This window comes from Methylobacillus caricis (genome assembly GCF_020532705.1).
GTDB lineage: Bacteria > Pseudomonadota > Gammaproteobacteria > Burkholderiales > Methylophilaceae > Methylobacillus > Methylobacillus caricis.
Window position 1 is genome coordinate 670,817 of the sequence record NZ_JAJAVD010000004.1, and the last position, 21,421, is coordinate 692,237.

Sequence of the window (21,421 nt, forward strand, 5' to 3'; positions counted from 1 at the left end):
GCAGTTCATGCCGTGCTGCATGCACGGCATGAAATCAGGCATATTGATATCAGTTGGACTTAAGGGCAGTGGCAAGCTCGAGCATGGAAGACTTGGCAAACAGTTCTTCCAGGCTGGGTAATGCACCAATCAGGCCACGGTTTTTGAAACTCTGGTGAATGATCCAGCCATAAGTGCCTGGACTATCCATGGAGAGAATGTTGCGCTGGCTCAATGCTGATTTATAGTCTGAGAGGCGCTTGTCTGCAATGAGCACTGCCAGCTCTTCATCACTGTAAGTCTCGATGGCCTCACGGGCATAGCGCTGCAGTTTCTGCATCAACACAAAGTCTTCTGTCAGCAGCAAATTGCGCACTGCCTTCTGTACTGCCGGATCAGAGGCATCCTGGGCCTGGGGCACCTTGGCCAGGGCAACTTGCTGCGCCATGTTGAGCACGGTGTAATTGTTCAGCAACTCGAACATGTCCTGGGTATCGGTTTCGCCGTAAGCAGGCACCTTGCCCCCTGCCACAGGCTTGCCATCACGGTAAGCCAGCTTGAACTTGCGTACCTGGAATGAGGCCAGTGCTGTTGAAAGCTCTTCCAGCAAGTCCTTGCGCGGCTTGGCCTTGAGGATTTCCGTGCTGTCCTGATATAGCAACAGGGCACGTGGCATGACATAGGCAAAATTGTGTTGCTCAGCTTCCCAGTTCTCCAGCAGCCAGGCCGCGCGTTTGGAACCAGTGGCTTCCAGGTGCCATTGCAGCAATTGCTGTACGGCCTGGCTGTGCACCCGCGCCATTTCCGTCCCGTCGGTGATCGAGCCCAGCAGGACGGAATCCGCTGCCGCATTGCCTGCCAGTTCACCGTAAGGGTCATACTGGTAAGCAAAACCACCGCTCATGCCGTTGCCAAAACCCTTGCCGAATGCACCCAGGTTCAGTACCGCACCGTTAGTCATGTATTCACAAGCAAAGTCGCCCACGCCTTCAACTACGGCTGTAGTGCCCGAATTACGCACGGCAAAACGGTCACCGGCCTGGCCTTCGACAAACAGGCGGCCACCGGTGGCGCCAAACAAGGCAAAGTTACCCACCAGCACATTGCCACCAGCTTGCTCTGAACCACCGCCAGGAGAAGTGACTATGATGGAGCCACCGCACTGGCCCTTGCCCACACCATCGTTGCAGGTTCCGTTGTGACGCATGATCATGCCATCGTTGCAGAATGCACCATAAGACTGGCCGGCAGAACCGCTGGTACTGATCACCACACTACCTGGCTTAAGGTAACGGCGACCACGTTTATCCATGGCGGCAGCTGGCAGGCTCAATGCCTGCTGTGCGTCCATCTCATGGTTGAGCATGCGCTCAATATCAATCGCCAGTTGACCACCTACACTCTTGTTACAGTTATTCAGCCTGCGGCCTTCGCCCAGATTGACTTCCAGTGCCTTGCCATCCACCAGCGCTGCGCGCAATTGGTCGATAAAGGCATCATCCAGCGTGTAGTCTTTTTCCATGTAGACCGGATTTTCAATCTTCACTTCGGGCACTACTGTCAGCATGGCACGCAAGTCCAGCTGACCAACGCTGGAGGGATGATCCAGCAATTGCAGCAGGTCGGAACGGCCACGTGCATCTGCCAGTGAATGCAGGCCGATAGCAGCGAGAATCTCGCGAGTCTCGTGTGCCACGTTCAATAGGTATTGCGCCAGGGCACGCGGGTCGCCGTCAAACACTTCCGCATTGGTGGTAAGGCCAGCCGGGCATTTCACATTACAGTTCTTGGCCATCACGCACTTCAACATCATTAATGCAGTGGTACCGAACTCAAAGCTGTCACCGCCCAGCATGGCCGACTTCACCACATCGCTGGCAGTCTGGTGCGCGCCGGAGCAGCGCAGGATCACCTTGTCGCGCAGGCCATTGGCGCACAACGCCTGGTGCACTTCAGCAATGCCGATTTCCGCGGCACGGCCAGTGTATTTCAAGCTGGTCACAGAAGCAGCACCGGTGCCGCCAGTATTACCGGCCACGTTGATCACGTCGGCACCAGCCTTGGCTACGCCAACGGCAATCGTGCCTATGCCTTCGGAAGACACCAGCTTGACAATCACGCGGACGCGCGCGGCCTTGCAGTCATGAATCAATTGCGCCAGATCTTCAATCGAATAAGTATCATGGTGCGGCGGTGGCGAAACAAGCTCCACACCTGGCGTACCGCCCCGCGCTGCGGCAATTTCCACAGTCACCTTGGGTGCCGGCAGCTGACCACCTTCACCTGGCTTGGCACCTTGGCCAATCTTGATTTCCAGTTCTTCCAGCATAGGGTCGGCCAAATAGCCGGCCCATACACCGAAACGGCCTGAAGCCAATTGCTTGATGCGCGAGGCACGGATAGTGCCGTAACGCGTCATATGCTCGCCACCCTCGCCGGAATTGGACATGCCGCCCACCATATTGGTACCGTGTGCCACCGCCTCATGGGCAGGTGCCACCAGCGCGCCATGGCTCATGGCGCCGGAAGCAAAGCTACGGGTAATCTCACTGGCTGGCTGGACGTCTGCCAGCGGCAGGCTTTCCGGCGCCACACGCAACAGCTTGAGGTAATCAGCGGCCTTGCCGCTAGCCTCTACCGTCAGGGCATCACTTTCCATCCAGTGGCCACTGATATCCTGGCCAAAATGCGCCACCAGGGCCTGGCCCAAGGTGGAAAGACGGGTAATGTCCGATGAAAGAGGACCGGTGAGGTGCAGGCTGAAACGCCCGTTGTCCAGTGCCACGCTCTGCAATCCCCGAATCACCACGCTGTTATTGCCGACAATGGCAAACCGCCCCAGCACTTTGCGGAATTCCGCCTCGGTCTTGAGTTTGCTTACGTCAGCAGGGAACTCGAGCACGTCGCGCAAGGCAGCGGGGCGCTTCTCGCGCTCTTCCGCCATCATGTGTGAAAAGCTGCGATAGCTGCTGGTCACTTCAAACTGGTTAATCGTCGCATCGCTAAGGCGGTCAAAGCTGCCGTTGTTGAAGGCATCTTCCTTCTTCAGTGCGAAGGCATCTTCCAGGCGTGAAAGCGTCATCAAGCGCAGGAATTCATCTTCCGGACGCTTTTCCAGTTTGTCGAAATGGATTTTCTCTTCCGTCATATCTACAAAACCGCGAACAGCGATGGTGCCATAAGAGTGGCCAGCGCCTTCGGAGCGCTCCTTGAACAGGCCGAGCAATGGCACACTGTTTTCATCGGTCACAATCAGCGCGCGCTGGTGCCAGTCCACCACCATTTGTGCAATCACGGCAAAATCCGCCCCGCCCACGGTGTTTTTCAAGTTGGGGAAGTATTTCTTCAGTACGCGATCATTGGTATTAAGGAAATTCGGTTCAAAGAATTCACCACCGATATAGCTTTCCACGGTACACAGGCCCACCTTGCCCATGGTCTTCATCAAGGCTTTTTCTGCAGCCTTGGCATAGCGCTTGAAGGCCTTGTCGGCATCTGTGCCATATTTTTCTTCAGCACGGATCTGTACACCCAGCGGATATACGCCGGAAGCGCCAAAACCCAGTGCAGCGGCGATATGGTGTGATGACACGACCTGGCCGCTTTCAGCCACAATTGACACGTCCAGGCGCAAGCCTTCGTCGATCAGGCGCTGGTTAATGGCAGAAACCACCACCAGCAAAGGCATGGCTGCCAGGGAGGATGAAACATGGCGATCAGAAATGACCGCAATACCACCTTCTTCACGTGCAAATGCCACCACGGCGTTGGCCAGTTCGTCTATGGCCTTTTCCAACACTGTGGCATTTGCCTTGGCATCACCGACAATCGGCGCGTAGAGCATTTCGAAACAACGGTATGGTGTTTCCTGCTGATCGCGCAGCTTGAGCATATCCAGATGACTCAGGATAGGAGAATTGATCACAATCTGGCGACCACGTCCCTTACTCATATTTGGCTTGGCACCCAGCGCCACGCGCAAGGTCATGCCATCGGCTTCACGAATTGAATCCAGCGGCGGGTTGGTCACCTGGGCAAAGCGCTGAGAGAAGTAATGCGCAACGCCGCCTTCATGGTCGGTGAGCGCATTGATGGCATTGCCGTAACCCATGGCAGAGATTTTCTCTGCGCCGGTTGCCAGCATAGGGTCCATCATGAACTTGAAGCTTTCCTGGTTGTAGTAATAGGCCACAAAACGCTGGTAACGCTCAAGGTTGCCGTGGTAGCGCTGTGGCGAACCTGCTGCCTCAGGGGCCACCTCGGGCAGCTCGCCCAGGCTGGCGCGGGCCCTTGTCAGCAATTCCTTGTAGTCGCGCTTGGCTGCAAGCATTTCCAGTGTTTCAAGCGTGCCAAAAGAGCGTTGCTGGGCATGGTCGAAATAAAGCATGCCGCCCGCTTCAATACGGCCACGGCGCAATACACTCTCAGGCGGGAAATTGATCTGGCCGGCCTCTGACATGACACACAGGTACTCTGCAGTTTCCACGCTGCGCAACGGGCGCAATCCCAAACGGTCAAGGCGAGCGCCCACTACCGTGCCATTGCCGAATATCAGGGCCGCAGGGCCATCGTTCTTCTCTTCGTAAAGAGAGAAGTACTCCAGCATTGCCTTGATATTTTCCGGCAGGGTTTCGTCATTTTCCCAGGCTGGCGGCATCATGGATACCACAGCCGTTACCAAGTCCAGGCCATCGTCCATCAAGCGGCTGTTCAGGGCCTGGTCCAGACGCGAGCTGTCTGATTGCCCCTTGGGGCGGAAAATCCTGCCATTGCGCGCACGGGCCAAGGCGGCTTCCGCAATGCGGTTTTTACGGTCTGTATTCAATTCGCCATTGTGCGCCATCATACGGAATGGCTGCGCCATGCTCGGATGGGGATCAGTGTTGGTGGAGAACCGCGTATGGAAATACATGGTATGTACGGCATGATCTTCTTCCATCAAGTCATGGAAATAGGGGATCACTTCGTTGGAGTTCAAACGCCCTTTGAGCACCTGGGTGTGTGCGGACATGGACAAGGGGTACAAGCCACCCAGCTCATCTTCGGTATAAGCCTGCTCCTCAATAACCAATAAAGCTTGGTAGATACGGCGATCAAACTCAGCAGCATCAATCTCTTTCGGAGCAACAAACACCCATTGCTGGATAGGCAACTGGTAACGCACGGCTGCAGGACGGATTGCCGTGTTATCAACGGGAACATCCCGCTTGAGCAATATATCCAAGCCCTTGGCACTCAAGGCCTCTTGGATCACCTTTTCAGCAAGTGGATGGGCAGCAATCTCATTCGGCAGGAAAAAATTGCCCACGCCAAAACGGCCAGCATCCAGCGCCTGTCCAGTCAGCTTTCGGAAGAAGGGAAGAGACAAATCAATGGATACACCCGCACCATCACCCACGCCTTCGGCAGACATACCGCCGCGGTGAGGAATGGTACACAAGGCTTCATGCCCCTTGACCAACACATCATGAGTCTGCACGCCATCTTTACGCGTAATAAAACCGACACCACAGTTATCCTTTTCCAGGGAACTGTCGTACAGACCAAAAGTGTTTTCGCCCAAAGGACTATCGATAGTGCTCAAATGAACTTCTCCAGCAATTTCGTTAAATTCTGACAGAACGCTGATCACGAATATGGCATAGCTTTTAGAAGAGAAAGCGGCACTATGAGTTCACTAAAACATAGTGTATTGTTGGCTTTGCCTCGCGATTCAAACGCACCCGATTTTTTGTCGGGCTTTCACCGTAAGCAAGACTTATACCATTAGGAAACGATATTGATTATTCCTCCAATATCGTTGTCATTACGCTCATAAGGCTGTGAAATTTAAGCAATTTAATTCTTATCATTTTTTATAAATGGGAATTAAATCGTGGATTTTTCAATGCCATTTCTGCACCAAAAATAATCGCATTCTTAATTTATGCACACATTATGTGCGGCTTCAATTATCTTCATTCAATAATTTTTATTAAGTTATTGATATTAAATAATATTTGTCAATATTCAACTGAGCAGCTTTCATCATCCATACAATAATCCTTGAATGAAACTTCCTCCCCTCGCTCTTAACTTAAATTAATTTTCAATTTAAAAACAATTATTTATTTACTTAATACCCTGACCTGCCATAAAAATGCACGTTCACAATTGCACCAATTAAGTGCAAACTAATAAAAAGCCCCTATGGAGATGGGGCCTTTTTAATAGATCGTTAGAACTGGTATTTCAAGGTCAGCATGGCGTTGCGCGGCGTGCCATAGAAGCCCATCCCTGCTGCGGTATTGGTGTAATAAAATTTATCGAACAGGTTGTTCACATTCAGCGCCGCAGAGAAATGCTCATCGAACTGGTAACGCGCCATGAGATTGGCTACCACGTAGCTTCCCTGGTTGAAGCGTTCCTTGTTGGGACCGGTATCGTTGGTATAGATACGGCTCTGCCAGTTTGCACCCCCGCCTATGGTGAGTTTGTTCCAGGCACCGGGCAGGGTATAGGTAGTGAACAGCTTGAACAGGTTTTGCGGCACTACGGTTTGAACTTTGTTGCCATTGGCATCTTCCGATATACGGAAAGTGTAACCGCCACTGACTTGCCAGCCAGGCGCCAACTCACCGCTAGCCTCCGCTTCAAACCCCTTGGTGACCGTGCCTTGTATGGCACGATAACTGCCAGCAGGAGCCCCAGGAGTCTGATCCGCAACAGCCAGGTTATCCTGCTCAACGCGGAACAATGCCAGGCTGGTATTCAGCCTACCGCTATACAAGGCATGCTTGATGCCTGCCTCGTAGCTGTCCCCTTCCTCGGGATCAAGATAATTCCTGTTGCGGTCCATCCTAGTCTGGGGATTGAATATGGCTGTATAACTTGCATACAGCGTGGCGGTATCCGTGAAGTCATATGTCACCGCGACATACGGCGTCAGCACGCCGGTCTCGGAACGGCTCGCCAAGCTAGAAGCACTTGCATAGGGCAACGTTTCAACAGACCGATGCCAGTGTATTACCCTGGCGCCCGCCAGGATCGCCAACTGGTCCGTAGGCTTAAACCGGGCCGTCATATAGCCGCCGAATTGGCGCGCACGATAATCACTGCGGCCGGTTGACGACATGTCAGGCTTGGTGATATCGCCGTCCCATCCGAGGTAATTGTCCACCGGCAAGTAATGCCAGAGATAATAGGTGGGTTGGTTATATTCGGTATGCGAGTAGTTCAAGCCAAATACCAGCTCATGCTGGCGTCCTCCGAATGAGAACGGCCCGGTGGCATAGATATCCACGCCATTCTGCACCGGCTTGGCCTGCCAGCGTCCGCCCCATAGCTCCACTCCGCTGCCAGTGGCCCTATCTAGGCTACCGGAACCACCAGAGCCGATCACGCTGTCGTAACGGTTGCGCGAGTGGTTGAATTGCACTTTGGCACGCCAGTCATTGTCGAAAAAATGCTCCAGCGAGGTGAAAAAGGCAAATTTCTCGTTCTCACTGTAAGCCCATCGTGCCCCTGGATTCTTGGAACGTTTCCATTGCGTATGGCTGCCATCACTATAGAACAGAGGAAAACCGGCTTCCGGCGAATCATGCGTTTCATGGTTCTGGTATTCCATGCCGGCCGTGAATAGAGTGGATGGCGTCAGGTCGGCCTCCAACACCCCATAAAACAAATCACGCTCCAAGCCATAGCGGTCTATATGGGATCCGCTATCCTGCTTGACCGCCACAATGCGGCTCCTCACGCTACCATCCGCATTGAGTGGAGTGGAGATATCGAGCATGCCGCGATAGTTGTCCCAGGAACCGAACTGGCCGGTTACGGTTGCCTGGAATTCCTTTGTCGGCCTCTTGCGAATATAGTTGATGCTCCCGCCTGGAGAGCCGATTCCAAACATCAACCCTGAAGAGCCACGCAACACTTCGATACGGTCGTAAAAAGCCATATCGTTGGTCATCAGCTCAAAACTGCTGCCCAGCGGCAAACCATCCACCAGGTAATTGTTGATATTGAATCCCCGCGATTGGAATGTATTCCAGTTCGCGCCTACATAGCCGCTCTGTACGACGCTGATGCCTACCGTCTGCTCCAGCACTTCCTGCAATTGGGTCAGGTTTTGGTCGTCCATGCGTTGGCGAGTGATCACGCTGACAGATTGCGGCGTATGGCGCAGGGACAATGCCAGTTTTGCGGATGCCGTACTTGAGCTAGTGGTATAGGAACCAGTATTTTCCGAAGTCGGATCCTTGCTGGCGCTTACCTTTACTTCTTCCAGAGTAGAAGCAGGGCCTGCCTGTGAAGTAGCCATGCCGGCCTTGCGCAGGGTGTAACCGCCATTATCCTGTCTTGACGCTTCAAGACCGGTTCCCAGCAATAGCATGCTGAGCCCGTCTCGCACGGAATAATTGCTATCAAGGCCGTTGCTCTGCAAACCGGATACTATTTCATTGGTGAAAGAGATCATGATTCCGGCTTCGCGGCCGAATCGGTTCAATACTTCTTTCAATGAACCGGCAGGAATGTGATAACGCTTGGTATCCTCTTCGGCAGCCTGAACACTGCTGGCGGCCAACATAGGCAATGCCATGAAAGGCATGGTGGCCAAGGCATGCGCTATAACAAACCCTGCCGCGCGACGCTTGAAATATTGATGTGTGATGCTTCTATGAGCTTGCTGTTGCTGCATTGATTTCCCTTATTGGCCATTGAAAACAGGTTCCCCTATTTCCTATGCCACACAAAAATCAAAAACAGCTCAGTGAATATGAATTAATCTCGTTTAAATGATGCCATGCTCAGGTATGCTAGCTTGCAGGAAACAGCCTCACCCAGAACTTGGTCAGTGACTTCACCTTGAGTTGCAATGTATTGCACAACATATCAATTACCTTGTCTGTGTCATCCAATGGATAAGTACCTGATACTTTGAGGGCAGCAATGCTTTGATCGCAGCTCAGGCTCCCTTGCCGGTGGCGATTGAGTTCAGCAAGAAACTCTTCAAGACGCATGTCATCCGCTACGATCATATGCTCGACCCAGGCAGTATCGTTATCGTTCACAATCTCAATTGGTGTCACCATGTGCTTGGTAAATGCCAGCTGCTCGCCCTTGTCCATACGTACACGTATGCCCATCTCGGAAGGCACGACTTCAACTGCGCCTCCCCATACGCCGACCCTGATCGGACCATCTTTCTCATTGGTCAATTGACGCACCATGAAGCGGGTACCAAGCGCGCGTATGCTTCCCTGATCCGTGGCCACCAGGAATGGGCGCGGGGGGGCCTGCCTGTCCGGTGCTGTCGTCACCAGGATTTCGCCATGCACCAGCATGACGATGCGTTGATGCTGTGTATAAGCGATATTGATAGCACTTGAAGAATTGAGCTCTACCTCCGTGCCGTCATCCAGCGCCACCCGGCAGCGCTCACCCACGCCAGTGCTATGGTCGGCATTGAGTTGCCACCAGGGCAGTTTTTCCTGGGCCACAAAGGCTGAGCTGCCGGCAAACAGGAGTGTTGCCAGCATCTTGATCGCCCGGCGGCGCTTGATCGAACCTCTTGGGGCGAGTGTTGCATGCGCAAGCGGCGAAGAAAGCCCGCTCAGCTTTTCTCCCAGACGTTCTATATGCTGCCATGCACGTTCATTGTCCGGATGCGCCTCTCGCCACCTCTGCCATTGGTTACGAATCTCCTGAGTGACATGGTCTGATTGCAGCTCAACCAGCCATTCTGCCGCCTGGCGGCTGGTTTCCGCAGGTATTGATTGCGGCTCCATGGACACCATTAACTACCCTCCCCAAAACAACATTGCTGCACAGCGCGCACGATATAGCGTTTAACCGTGGAAACTGAAACTCCCAGTTGCCGCGCAATCTCTGCCTGGCCAAGGCCATCAAGCTGTGACCACAGAAATGCCTTGCGTACATCACCAGGTAAACCATCTAGAAGACCGTCAATCTCGATCAAGGTTTCAAGAACCATCATCCGGACCTCTGGGGAGGGGATATCTTGATCCGGCAATATCGACAGGGCATCCAGATATGACTGCTCAATTTTCCGGCGTCGGTAGAAATTGGAAAGCAGGCCACTGGCTACCGTAGTCAGAAAAGCACGTGGTTCCCGCAAAGTCGCAGTATCTGTGCTAGTTAGAACCCGCATGAAAGTATCATGGGTCAGGTCAGCTGCATCAAAACTATTGCCTAATTTCTTGCGTAGCCAATGATTGAGCCAGCTGTGATGGTCAGAATAGAGCGTTTTGAAAGCGTTTGCAGGTGATGATGGAAGCGACACAGCAGGGAAAATTGCCGGAGAAACCAGCATCCATTAATGAGAATAAATCTCATTATACTGGAATCTGAGGTTCCGGCAACTCCGCTCATCCGATGACTGAGATTACAAACTATTACTCATGAGGTCCTCGCCATCAGCGATGACCAGTTTCAAATGGCTTAACCTCATTGGCTTGCCAAAATAATAGCCCTGCGCAATGCTGCAGCCCTGTATCTTGAGCAGATTCGCCTGTTGTTTGCTCTCAACCCCTTCGGCTACCAACTCAAGACGCAATGCATGTGCAATCCTTATGATGGCGGTGATCAGCTCGAGTTTATCCTGCTTGATCGCAATATCCCGTACAAAAGAACGGTCAATCTTGACCTGGCTAATCGGGAATTGGCCAAGATAGCTCATTGCAGAATAACCCGTGCAGAAATCATCAATGGAAATTGTAATGCCCATGTTCTTGAATGCACTGAGGGTTTCTATGATGTGGCTGCTATCTTCAAGCAACAGGCTTTCGGTAATTTCCAGCTTGAGCCACTCGGGCTTGCAGCCAGTCTTAAGCAGGATACTCTGCACCGAGGAGAGGAGGTCGTTGTAAAGAAACTGTCGCGAGGACAGGTTGACCGCCATACTCAATGGAGCAGCAGTACGTTCCCGGTTCAGGCAAACCACGGCTTCGCAGGCCTGGCGCAACACCCATTCACCAATGTCGACAATCAGCCCGCTCTCTTCGGCGACCTTGATGAAACGATCGGGCATGATCACGCCAAGTTGCGGGTTGCGCCAGCGCAACAGGGCTTCAGCTCCGATAATCTGCCCGCTGATCAGGTCCACCTGGGGCTGATAAAACAGCTCAAACTCGTCATTCTTGAGGGCTTGGCGCAAAGAAGCGCCCAGCAGTATGTATTCAGAAGCCTTGGACCCCAGCTCCTGCGAATAAAACTGGTAGTTATTGCGTCCGTAGTTCTTGGCATGGTACATCGCCACATCTGCACTCTTGAACAGCTTGGCGCTGTCCTTGCCGTCATTTGGGTAAATGGCAATACCGATACTGGTGGAAATGAACAGCTCTTTATCCTGAATGATAAATGGCTTGGCGATCTCTTCATTGATCTTTTTCGCAATCGTGGCCAAGTCATCCGCATTGCGTAACTCAGGGAGCAATATGGCAAATTCATCGCCACTGAGCCGGGCCGTAGTGTCATACGCACGCACTGATGCCTGCAGGCGCTTTGCCACCGCCACCAACAATGCATCGCCAGCTTGGTGCCCCAGGCTATCATTCACTTCCTTGAACCGGTCCAGGTCAAGCATCATCAAGCCGAACTGGTTGCCGTGCCAGCTTGCATCAGCCAGCACCTGGTTAACCCGGTCGGAGAACAAGGTCCGGTTCGGCATACTGGTTAATGCATCGTAATAAGCCAAGTAGTGAATCCGCTCGCGATACTCCATAAGTTCGGTAATATCGCGTTCCACCGCCAGCACGCCACTGACCTGGCGATTGTCGTCAAACTCGGGAACAATGCGCACATGGATAAACCAGGCGGAGCCATCTTCGTTTTCACCCCTTAGCTCAAGAAAGTCTGGTGTTGCACTGGCAATGACTGCCTTGATCTTTTCTTCATATTTCAGGTAGATATCGCCGCCAGGAAACTCGGCAGGGGAGGTGCCTATAATTGTCTCAGTGGCCACTCCCAGGCGCTTTAGCCAAGGGGTATTGACATAGCGCCTGCGAGCCTGCAAATCATAACGGGTAATGGTATCCGGCGTGTTATCAATCAAGGATTGCAACTCGCGTTCGCGCTGGATCAGTTTATCTTCATTCAGCTTGGCCTCAGTCACATCACGTGCAAAACCGACAGTGCCAATCATCTGGTCACCCACGACCACTGGCGATTTATACGTCTCTATCCAACCGCGTTCACCAGAGGGAGTTTCAAACATATCGACCACAAAACAAGGCAGGCCGCTTTCAAGTACCCGCTTATCACTCGCGATATACGCGGCTGCCAGATCCGGCGGGAAAAAGTCGAAATCCGTCTTGCCGGCCAGGACATCTTTGGACTCGACCCCGGCCATTCTGGCGTAGGCACTATTAGCCGACAGCAAGCGGCTCTCAAGATCCTTGAACCAGACAACAAACGGGAAATTCTCAATCAGCGCGTTCTGGTATTGATCACGTTGCTTGAGTTTCTGCTCTGCACGCCGGATGTCTGAAATATCACGGGTAATGGTCAATATTCCAGTAATGTCTCCATCAATATTGCGGTCAGGCACTGCATGTAAGGACTGGCAGACATACTTGCCATCCTCTTCCCATTCCAGCTCGATATGCTGGGCGATGCCAGAAAGCATGACTTGCCGCAGCCTTTGCTCGTAAAGCGAAGGCTGCATTGTGGGCCTGCCCCAAAGCTCGGTCGGAGTTTTACCGAGCGCCAATGCGGCAGGAATACCAAATACCTTTTCATATCCGTCACTTAAGAAAATTCGACGGCAATCCTGATCATAACGAATAAAGATATCGGGAGAGTTTTTGACAAGCTGGCGGTATTGCAGCTCTTGTTCGCGCAGTTTGCTACGGAGGGCAATACGTGGCGTAATATTACGGACCAAGGAAACACAATATGGTGTGCCTGCATCATCTAGATAGTTGCTTTTGATCTCTACCGGGATAATTTGGCCATTTTTTGCCTGGTGCCGACTTTCATGCGTCACAACCCCATGTTCCTTCAGCTCTTGCCAAAGAGCGGGCCAACGCTCAACCGAAACATCCGGGTCGATGTCCAGTATAGTCATTTGCAACAACTCGGCTTCAGTGTATCCAAGGTGCTTACAGCTTTCGGCGTTTACAAACCGGATCCTGGCCTTTTCATCACACAAGAATATTGCTTCGCTTATTCTACTGATAGCAAAGCTTAATACCTTCAGCTGATCTCCTGCACTTAATAGCTGGTCATCGACGTCCGTATTGCTCATTAATGTCACCGAGAGATATTTTTATGATTTCAACAAGATTAAACCATAGAGCTGTAGTGGATTCTTAACATTGCAGCATTATTTTTATATATAGGCGATGTTCAATTTTTCCGCGGAAAATCAATCATCACTTCCAAACCGCCACTTGCCAGATTCCTTAAGTGTATTTCTCCGTCATGCGCTTCCACAATTGTTTTGGCAATGCTCAAGCCCAAGCCCGACCCACCTGTCGTGGCGTTTCTGGATGTCTCTACACGGTAAAACGGCTCGAATACCTGCTTGAGCAGCTCCTCAGGAATCCCGGGACCATGATCGCGTATTGCAATTCGCAGGCGTGATTCGCTATCAATGACTTCGATATGGGCGGATTTCCCATAGCGTATCGCGTTTTCCAGCAAATTCTGCAGGCAGCGTTTAAGACTGATTGCGTAGCCCTCAAAAGGCTGGGCTTCTCCATGTAGCAATACTTCAGCACCGGTTTCCTGGGCATCGACCTGCAAGCTTTGCAGCATTGCGTTGATATTGATGATATGCCGGTTCTCATGCACCTCAACCCCCCGCATGAAATCCAGCGTTGAAGAAATCAGGCTTTCCATGCCTTCCAGGTCATGCCTGAATTTCTCCTTTAATACGGGATTCTCAATAGATTCGGTGCGCAAGCGCAAACGGGTGATGGGGGAACGTAAATCGTGAGAAACAGCAGCCAAGAAGCGGGTTTTCTCCGTCACCGTATCAATCAGGCGCTGCTGCATCAAATTGAATGCCTTGGCCGAACGCCTGACCTCCGTCGGCCCTGTCTCATCCAGTTGAGGACTGTATATATTGCGTCCCAGCCGCTCTGCAGCAGCCGCAAGCCGATTCAAAGGCCGCATGATCTGCCTCACGGCAAACAATGCAATACCGATAATAATGACGATACGCACAAAGTAAATGCGGAATAGATAGTCAAACAAATCCATCAAGGGCGCCAAACTCATGCCTGCCTGACCTTCGTAAGCATCCAGCTTCAACCATTGTCCACTATCCAGCTGTACATACAGGACAAAATGCGCCGAAGGATAATAGGATTCGAATAGGTCCAGCCAGCCTGCCTCCTTGCCCTGATCATCATGCAGATCAATATCGTAAAGCCGCATGGGCAACAAGCGGCCGAACTCCTGCTCGAATACCCGCTTGAACAGGAGCTCAATCGCGCGATCACGGGTTTTCAGGGCATTGGGGCGTGGAGGAGCGTCGACCGGCGTGAGTTGATACAAGGGATTGCTCAGCTTCTTGATCAGCAGGCGCTCATCTTCCACCTTACTGATTTCAACCAGGCTGATGCTGTCTGAAAGCTTGGCTGCAAGCACACGGGTAGGAATCTCCAGCGCCTTGCCATAATTCATGTCATACCAGATAAACCCTGTCAGAATCTGCGCCGTCATTGTGCCGGCCACCAGGACGATTACAAGACGGCCAAATAATGAGGCTGGCCAGAGCCGCTTCATTTTTCGTGCTGGACCTGGCTGACCAGCATATAACCAGCATTACGCACAGTACGAATGATGGTCGGATTACGCGTATCGCTCTCCATATGTTGGCGCAGCCGGCTAATACAGACATCGATTGAACGGTCAAAAGCCTGGCTGTCCTTGCCGTAAACGTGTTCAATCAAAAACTCGCGGCTTAAAGGGCGATTGGGATGCTCCAGTAATGCCCGCAGCACCATATAGTCAGAACTGCCCAGTGAAACGATTACCCCCTCAGGCGAAAACATTTGTCGTGCCTGGGTATCCAGGCGCCACCCTTGAAAACTGATATAGGCATATTCGTCAGCACCGGCCTTTTCCCGACTGGGACGTATGCGACGCAATATCACCTTAATTCGTGCAAGCAATTCACGCGGATCAAATGGCTTGGGCAGATAATCATCGGCACCGACCTCCAGTCCGACAATGCGGTCTATCAGTGTGCCCTTGGCCGTCAGCATGATCACTGGCGTATCATCCTGCGCGCGCAATTCACGGCATAGGCTCAAGCCATCTTCCTCGGGCAGCATCAGGTCCAGCACTATAAGGTCTATCTGCTCCTTATTGACCAGCCGCCACATCTCACGGCCATTTGCTGCCTCGGAAACAGTAAATCCAGAATCGCGCAGGTACTCCGTCAGCAATTCCCGAATTTCATGGTCGTCATCAACGACAAGGATATGGTCCTGATTATTCATTTCATTGGATTCTAAGCAATTGCAGCAAAAATATTATAAGGCAGGTTCGCAAACTCGCGACGAATTACATCCAGAAGCTTATCCATCGGTGATTTTATTTTAATAATTATTATCATTAACAATAATGTTACAACATCATTTTAGTGAATACATCATCATAATTTCTCATGAGGTAATCACTCTTTCTGCTCATACTCACCGCATGGTTATAGATGGACAAGGAACTCAAGCCCAATTTGCATGATGATTGCATCTTTCCTATAGAACCAACCAAGAAAATTACACATCGGCATAATGGTTAGTTTATCCAGAATTCTTAAAGACATGGCAATCATGGGTAAAACCATGCTGAGAGTAACATTGATCGGGAAAGCCAGCACCATTCTTGACTTGCAGGCTATTGCTTCTAATCGTCTGCTACTTGAACTGCCAGTATCTTTAATAAACTGGGTGAGAAAAGTTGATGATTAAGTTTTTCTGACGTCCGCATAGGACGCTACCGTATAAAGCCCAAACACGCTTCAGACCTAGAATAGGCTTTCGCCCCGTCTTAGTTCAAAGGAAAACCAATGCAGAATAACTACCAGCCTTGTATAGAAGCACTGAAATCCTGTATTGAAGCCTGTGAACATTGTGCTGCCGCATGCAGAAGCGAAGGGTCACCCCTGCATATGCAGCGTTGCATCAGCCTTGATACAGACTGTGCCGAATTCTGCAAACTGACTCTGAATTTTCTGCAACGTGGAAGCGAGCTTGCTGACCTGGTAGTAGAAGACTGTGCTGAAATCTGCCGTGCTTGCGGCGAAGAATGTGCAGGACATCAAGCTGATCACTGTCAGCAATGCGCCCAGGCTTGCCAGAACTGCCTTGACAGTTGCCTGCAGGCTGTCGCTCACTAACCAGAATTCCTCTTTAGCCTTGAGAAAGGAACCATCATGCAAACCACCCATCTACGCGTCATCGGCATGAGTTGCGGCGCTTGCGCCAACACTGTCAAAGGAGCTTTGCAGGCTGTTAATGGCGTTAACGATGTGCAAGTAGAATTAGAGGAAGCCCACGCCACGGTGCAATATGATGAACACCAAACCTCCTCTGAACAGCTGGTTTCCGCTGTCAGTCATGTCGGGTTTGGTGCGCAAGCCGTTTGAACCAGCGTGAATTGACTGGAACAAATAATGTTAGTCGGACGGCTCGGACCTAACCTATTGATCTATCGTAAACACTGTTGCACATCAAAGTTGGTCGGGCTGCGATGAAATCAATGATGTTATTCGATAGCTCGATCCCAGGATGGAAATTCTCACTGCCTGCTCCTAGAAGGGTAGTGGGACTCGAACAGATCCAGCCAACCCGCCTCCCTGCCATGATCATCATGCAGATCAATATCTTCCATACGAATAGGCAACAAGCGGCCAAACTCCTGCTCAAACACATGCTTTACCACCCGCCACATATTGCTACTACCAAGTTTGAACGAGCTACAACTGAGCATTAAAGTATCATATTGGTTGTAACTCAGTTTTGGCCATAAATGTGCCAATGCTTTTGCTAATTTAGCAAACCACCATAACTACAGGTATTGCAAAGAGAGTTGTGGACAGCTAGCGCGAGAAGTAGACTTGCGCTTGCTAGAACGCCTGACTTTCGGTGCGCACTAAACATGAACCTTTGATTATGCTGCCGCAAAATCGATATTGAACTTGATGGAGATAGATAATGGACGGCAGTTGGACTGACATCTTTCCATACTTTGCTGGAGCTTTTAAGCTTATTGTTTTAGGTATTGGAGCCTATTTTGCAATTAAATGGCATTTTGATGAAGAGAGGAGGGTGAAGGAAGCACAAGGCGTGGTATTTGTTGAACCAAGTTTCATGAAAAAGTTGGCAATGATGATAGCCCTCCCAGTTCTTCTTGTTACTGTAGCCGTACTAGTGATTTATGCTACCAAATGGTTTTATGACTGACGGGCTTTATTGACACGATCAATGTTTAGCTATTTCAAATAGTGTACTCACACTGTTAAGAGGCTTGGCGGTAATCACCTGCTCTTGTACCCGAGGAATGGCCTAACTTAAGCGATGAGATACATTAGAGCGGTTATCCCAGATTCAAAACATAAAAAAGCTCGCATAAGCGAGCTTTTTTACATTGTCTCGACAGACTTTATTAGTTTTTTATAATATTCGACCAACTTTATTCAAACCCGACTCACTTTATTCGCTCTAGTCAGTGGATTGCTTCGCTTGCTTACTCCACTGTCACCGACTTGGCCAAGTTGCGCGGCTTATCTACATCCGTGCCCTTTAGCAAGGCAGCGTGGTAGGCCAGCAATTGCACAGGTATGGTGTGCAAAATAGGAGATAGCACACCTACGTGGCGCGGGGTACGGATTACGTGCACGCCTTCACTTTCGGTAAAATTGCTGTCGGCATCGGCAAATACAAACAACTCGCCACCACGCGCGCTGACCTCCTGCATATTGGACTTCACCTTTTCCAGCAATGCATCATTAGGGGCAATCACAACTACGGGCATATTGCGATCCACAAGCGCCAGGGGACCATGCTTGAGCTCACCGGCAGGGTAAGCTTCCGCATGGATATAGGAAATCTCCTTGAGCTTGAGGGCGCCTTCTAGGGCAATGGGGTAATGCATGCCGCGTCCCAGGAAGAGGGCATGGAACTTGTTGCTGAAAGCCTTAGCCCACTCGCGGATTTGCGGCTCAAGGTTAAGCGCATACTGCACGCTGCCAGGAAGACGACGCAGCCCATCGATATAAACCTGTTCCTGTTCTGCATTAAGCAGATTACGTTGCTTGGCCAAAGTCGCGGCAAGGGTGAAGAGGGCAACCAGTTGAGTAGTGAAAGCCTTGGTTGAGGCCACGCCGATTTCAGCGCCGGCACGCGTATACAGCACCAACCGTGAGGCGCGCGGAATTGCGCTTTCCTGCACATTACAAATTGCCAGGGTCAGGTTCTGACCCAAGGCTTTAGCATGCTTGAGCGCTTCCATGGTGTCCAAGGTTTCACCGGATTGGGAAATGGTCACAATCAGCTGCTTGGCATTTGGCACCGACTTGCGGTAGCGGTATTCACTGGCAATTTCCACCGAGGTCGGCAGCTGGGCTATGCTTTCCAGCCAGTATTTGGCAGTCAGGCCCGCATAGTAGCTGGTACCGGCAGCAATAATCAGCACACTGTCTATCTGCGCGAACACCTCATGGGCATCCGTGCCAAACAATTCCGCACTGAAAGCGTTGTCATCAATAATCGCTTCCAGGGTATCGGTCAGGGCGCGCGGTTGCTCGTAAATTTCCTTCTGCATGAAATGGGAGTAAGGGCCCAATTCCAGTGAAGCCAGTGATACATCGCTACGGTGTATCGTACGCTCCACCACATTGCCTGCCGTATCATAAATGGTTACGCCATCGCGGCGGATCTCTCCTACATCCCCATCCTCCAGATAAATCACATTACGTGTTACGGACAACACTGCAGAGACATCTGAAGCAATGAAGTTTTCGTCCTCTCCCAGACCAATCAGCAAAGGGCACCCCTGGCGTGCGCAAATCATGATATCCGGGAATTTAATGGAGACTACACTGATGGCGAAAGCGCCGGTCAGCTCTGTCACAGCATGCTGAACAGCACTCAATAAACTATGTTGCTGGTTCAAATAATAATGGATTAAGTGAGCAATCACTTCAGTATCTGTTTGGGATTCAAACTGATAACCTAGTCCTTGCAGACGTTCGCGCTGCTCATCGTGATTCTCGATAATGCCGTTATGCACTACTGCAATTTCACCACGTGACACATGCGGATGGGCGTTGGACTCTGTCACCCCGCCGTGGGTGGCCCAGCGTGTATGGCCTATCCCTACTTGGCCTGTGAGATTTTCTGCTGCCACCTTGCCTTGCATTTCTGCCACACGGCCCACCGCACGCACACGGCGTATGCCATCACCAAGCACTGCGATACCAGCTGAGTCATAACCTCTGTATTCCAGGCGACTCAAGCCTTCGATCAAAACAGGAACAATATTACGTGCACCAACGGCGCCTACAATGCCACACATGTTATTTCTTCACTTTCTCAGGGCGTTTCCAGTGTTCTATAGTGAATTGCTTGCCGCGCGACATCGTGAGTTTGTCCGCAGGGGCATCCTGGGTGATGGTAGAACCAGCGGCAATGGTGGCGCCAGCACCTATGGTAATAGGAGCGACCAGCTGGGAATCTGAACCGATAAAGGCATGATCTTCAATGATGGTACGGAACTTGTTCACGCCATCGTAATTGCAGGTAATCGTACCAGCCCCGATGTTCACCTTTTTGCCCACAGTAGTATCGCCGACATAGCTTAAATGGTTGATCTTGCTGCCAACATCCACCTGGGCATTTTTCAGTTCGACAAAATTACCTATATGCGTGTCGTTTGCCAGCACTGTACCTGGCCTCAAACGCGCATACGGGCCTATTTTGCAGCTTTCTGCCAGTTGGGCATCCTCTATGTGGGTGTAAGCAGCAATGACCGTCCCAGCACCAATGGAAGCGTTCCGGATGACGCAATAGGGGCCTATGCGCACATTGTCAGCCAGCGTGATTTTGCCCTCAAACACACAACCCACATCAATTTCCACATCGCTCCCCACATTCAACTCTCCGCGTACGTCAATACGCGCGGGGTCAGCCAGCGTTACTCCTTGAGCCAGCAAGTGCCCGGCATAACGATGCTGATAGACACGCTCCAGCGCTGCGAGATCCTGCTTTGAGTTAACGCCAGCAACCTGCCACTCATCATCCCCTGCCACGGCAGTGACTTGCTCGCCATCCTCCACTGCCATCGCCACGATATCTGTCAGGTAGTACTCCTTCTGGGCATTATCGTTGTTGAGGCGTTGCAGCCATTGGGCCAGCAAACGGTTTTCTGCAGCCATGATACCGGTGTTCACCTCACGGATAGTGCGCTGCTGTTCATTCGCATCCTTGTGTTCGACTATCGCACGCACCTGGCCGCCGGCTCGCACAATCCGACCATAGCCATTGGGATTACCCTTGATTACAGTGAGCAAGGCAAGTGGGTGTGGCTGTGTCAGGAGTTGCTGGCAAGTTTGGGCGCTAAGCAAAGGCACATCACCCAGTAAGATCAGCGTCCTGGCATCATGGTCCAAATAGGGCAGGGCTTGTTGCATGGCATGACCTGTCCCAAGTTGCTCCGTCTGTTTGACCCAGACTATGTCCTCATGAGAGATTGCCTGTGGGACAGCCTCGCCGCCAAATCCGTAGATCACAATAATCTTGCTAGGCTGCAATGATTTCGCAGCATCAATCACGTGTTGCAATATGGGCTTACCGGCTAGTGCATGCAGCACTTTGGGCTTGCTGGAGTGCATGCGCGTGCCTTTACCAGCGGCAAGAATCACGATATTAAGTCTGGAACTGGCGTGTGAGGAGGACAAAATCGAATCCGGTTTATGCTGATCAGTAAATGTTCAAGTATAAATAAAAAAGGCAGCCATTTGGCTGCCTTCTCAAGCAAAACTTGCAGGATTAATGCGTAGTCTTGCGTAATTGCTCAATTGTCTGCAACTGTGCCAGTGCTTCTGACAACTCAGCCTGAGCGCGCGCATAATCCACGCCAGAGGCTTTGTTCTTCAATGCTTCTTCAGCAGCGCGCTTGGCTTCAATTGCTTTGACTTCATCCAGGTCATGACCACGGATCGCAGTATCCGCCAACACGGTAATGGCGCCAGGCTGCACTTCCAGCAAGCCGCCAGAAATGTAGATAGCCTGTTCTTCACCGCTGTTGGCAACCTTGATGCGCAGTACGCCTGGCTTGATTGTCGTGATCAATGGCGCATGGTTGGGATAAATACCTACCTCACCCAATTTCGCAGGCGCTGCAACAAATTCTGCCTCGCCTGAGAAAATGGACTCTTCTGCGCTCACCACGTCCAAGTGTATTGTTGATGCCATATCGTCCTATCCTT

At 51.4% G+C, this 21,421-nt stretch carries 14 protein-coding genes; 2 read left to right on the top strand and 12 right to left on the bottom strand.

What is annotated here, in order from left to right; translation table 11 throughout:
- Positions 1-49: 49 nt before the first annotated feature.
- From LG200_RS13475 to LG200_RS13510, 8 genes are all read right to left on the bottom strand, one after another.
- Positions 50-5,563, bottom strand: a complete 5,514-nt coding sequence (locus tag LG200_RS13475) for a glutamate synthase-related protein (RefSeq protein WP_226758142.1) — start codon at positions 5,561-5,563, stop codon at positions 50-52.
- 633 nt (positions 5,564-6,196) lie between these two features.
- On the bottom strand, positions 6,197-8,656 hold the full coding sequence (locus tag LG200_RS13480; RefSeq protein ID WP_226758143.1) for a TonB-dependent siderophore receptor: 2,460 nt from the start codon (positions 8,654-8,656) through the stop codon (positions 6,197-6,199).
- Positions 8,657-8,774: 118 nt separating this feature from the next.
- Positions 8,775-9,755 (bottom strand): FecR domain-containing protein, encoded by a 981-nt coding sequence (locus LG200_RS13485; protein WP_226758144.1) that lies wholly within the window; start codon positions 9,753-9,755, stop codon positions 8,775-8,777.
- Complete coding sequence (locus LG200_RS13490) at positions 9,755-10,291, bottom strand: sigma-70 family RNA polymerase sigma factor (protein ID WP_226758145.1); 537 nt, start codon at positions 10,289-10,291, stop codon at positions 9,755-9,757. The genes LG200_RS13485 and LG200_RS13490 overlap by 1 nt, the downstream gene beginning before the upstream one ends.
- Positions 10,292-10,363: 72 nt before the next feature.
- Complete coding sequence (locus LG200_RS13495) at positions 10,364-13,225, bottom strand: bifunctional diguanylate cyclase/phosphodiesterase (protein ID WP_226758146.1); 2,862 nt, start codon at positions 13,223-13,225, stop codon at positions 10,364-10,366.
- Between the two features lie 101 nt (positions 13,226-13,326).
- Positions 13,327-14,712 (bottom strand): ATP-binding protein, encoded by a 1,386-nt coding sequence (locus tag LG200_RS13500; RefSeq protein WP_226758147.1) that lies wholly within the window; start codon positions 14,710-14,712, stop codon positions 13,327-13,329.
- On the bottom strand, positions 14,709-15,431 hold the full coding sequence (locus tag LG200_RS13505) for a response regulator (protein WP_226758148.1): 723 nt from the start codon (positions 15,429-15,431) through the stop codon (positions 14,709-14,711). The genes LG200_RS13500 and LG200_RS13505 overlap by 4 nt, the downstream gene beginning before the upstream one ends.
- Positions 15,432-16,090: 659 nt before the next feature.
- A complete protein-coding gene (locus LG200_RS13510; RefSeq protein WP_226758149.1) occupies positions 16,091-16,327 on the bottom strand; it encodes a hypothetical protein in 237 nt (78 codons plus the stop codon).
- 39 nt (positions 16,328-16,366) lie between these two features.
- On the opposite strand from LG200_RS13510, the gene LG200_RS13515 reads away from it, so the two are divergent.
- Entirely contained in the window at positions 16,367-16,579 is a 213-nt protein-coding gene (locus tag LG200_RS13515) for a heavy-metal-associated domain-containing protein (RefSeq protein WP_226758150.1), read from the top strand.
- A gap of 152 nt (positions 16,580-16,731) precedes the next feature.
- Here the strand turns inward: LG200_RS13515 and LG200_RS13520 are convergent, their stop codons facing one another.
- Positions 16,732-16,923, bottom strand: a complete 192-nt coding sequence (locus LG200_RS13520; RefSeq protein WP_226758151.1) for a hypothetical protein — start codon at positions 16,921-16,923, stop codon at positions 16,732-16,734.
- A gap of 224 nt (positions 16,924-17,147) precedes the next feature.
- On the opposite strand from LG200_RS13520, the gene LG200_RS13525 reads away from it, so the two are divergent.
- Positions 17,148-17,396: a hypothetical protein gene (locus LG200_RS13525; protein ID WP_226758152.1), complete on the top strand. Its 249-nt coding sequence runs from the start codon at positions 17,148-17,150 to the stop codon at positions 17,394-17,396.
- 283 nt (positions 17,397-17,679) lie between these two features.
- Here LG200_RS13525 and glmS read toward each other — a convergent pair whose 3' ends face one another.
- From glmS to LG200_RS13540, 3 genes are all read right to left on the bottom strand, one after another.
- Positions 17,680-19,509, bottom strand: coding sequence for a glutamine--fructose-6-phosphate transaminase (isomerizing) (gene glmS / locus LG200_RS13530; RefSeq protein ID WP_226758153.1), 1,830 nt, complete (start codon positions 19,507-19,509; stop codon positions 17,680-17,682).
- Between the two features lies 1 nt (position 19,510).
- Positions 19,511-20,824, bottom strand: a complete 1,314-nt coding sequence (gene glmU, locus LG200_RS13535) for a bifunctional UDP-N-acetylglucosamine diphosphorylase/glucosamine-1-phosphate N-acetyltransferase GlmU (RefSeq protein ID WP_404809814.1) — start codon at positions 20,822-20,824, stop codon at positions 19,511-19,513.
- A 157-nt stretch (positions 20,825-20,981) separates the two neighbouring features.
- Positions 20,982-21,407 (bottom strand): F0F1 ATP synthase subunit epsilon, encoded by a 426-nt coding sequence (locus LG200_RS13540; RefSeq protein ID WP_226758155.1) that lies wholly within the window; start codon positions 21,405-21,407, stop codon positions 20,982-20,984.
- Between the last annotated feature and the right edge of the window lie 14 nt (positions 21,408-21,421).

Bases quoted from the DNA above. Each gene is read 5' to 3' on its own strand.
- LG200_RS13495 (WP_226758146.1), bottom strand. From the start codon at position 13,225: ATGAGCAATACGGACGTCGATGACCAGCTATTAAGTGCAGGAGATCAG.
- LG200_RS13480 (WP_226758143.1), bottom strand. From the start codon at position 8,656: ATGCAGCAACAGCAAGCTCATAGAAGCATCACACATCAATATTTCAAG.
- LG200_RS13485 (WP_226758144.1), bottom strand. From the start codon at position 9,755: ATGGTGTCCATGGAGCCGCAATCAATACCTGCGGAAACCAGCCGCCAG.
- LG200_RS13540 (WP_226758155.1), bottom strand. From the start codon at position 21,407: ATGGCATCAACAATACACTTGGACGTGGTGAGCGCAGAAGAGTCCATT.
- LG200_RS13505 (WP_226758148.1), bottom strand. From the start codon at position 15,431: ATGAATAATCAGGACCATATCCTTGTCGTTGATGACGACCATGAAATT.
- LG200_RS13500 (WP_226758147.1), bottom strand. From the start codon at position 14,712: ATGAAGCGGCTCTGGCCAGCCTCATTATTTGGCCGTCTTGTAATCGTC.
- LG200_RS13520 (WP_226758151.1), bottom strand. From the start codon at position 16,923: ATGCTCAGTTGTAGCTCGTTCAAACTTGGTAGTAGCAATATGTGGCGG.
- LG200_RS13525 (WP_226758152.1), top strand. From the start codon at position 17,148: ATGGACGGCAGTTGGACTGACATCTTTCCATACTTTGCTGGAGCTTTT.
- glmU (WP_404809814.1), bottom strand. From the start codon at position 20,824: ATGCACTCCAGCAAGCCCAAAGTGCTGCATGCACTAGCCGGTAAGCCC.
- LG200_RS13515 (WP_226758150.1), top strand. From the start codon at position 16,367: ATGCAAACCACCCATCTACGCGTCATCGGCATGAGTTGCGGCGCTTGC.
- LG200_RS13490 (WP_226758145.1), bottom strand. From the start codon at position 10,291: ATGCTGGTTTCTCCGGCAATTTTCCCTGCTGTGTCGCTTCCATCATCA.
- glmS (WP_226758153.1), bottom strand. From the start codon at position 19,509: ATGTGTGGCATTGTAGGCGCCGTTGGTGCACGTAATATTGTTCCTGTT.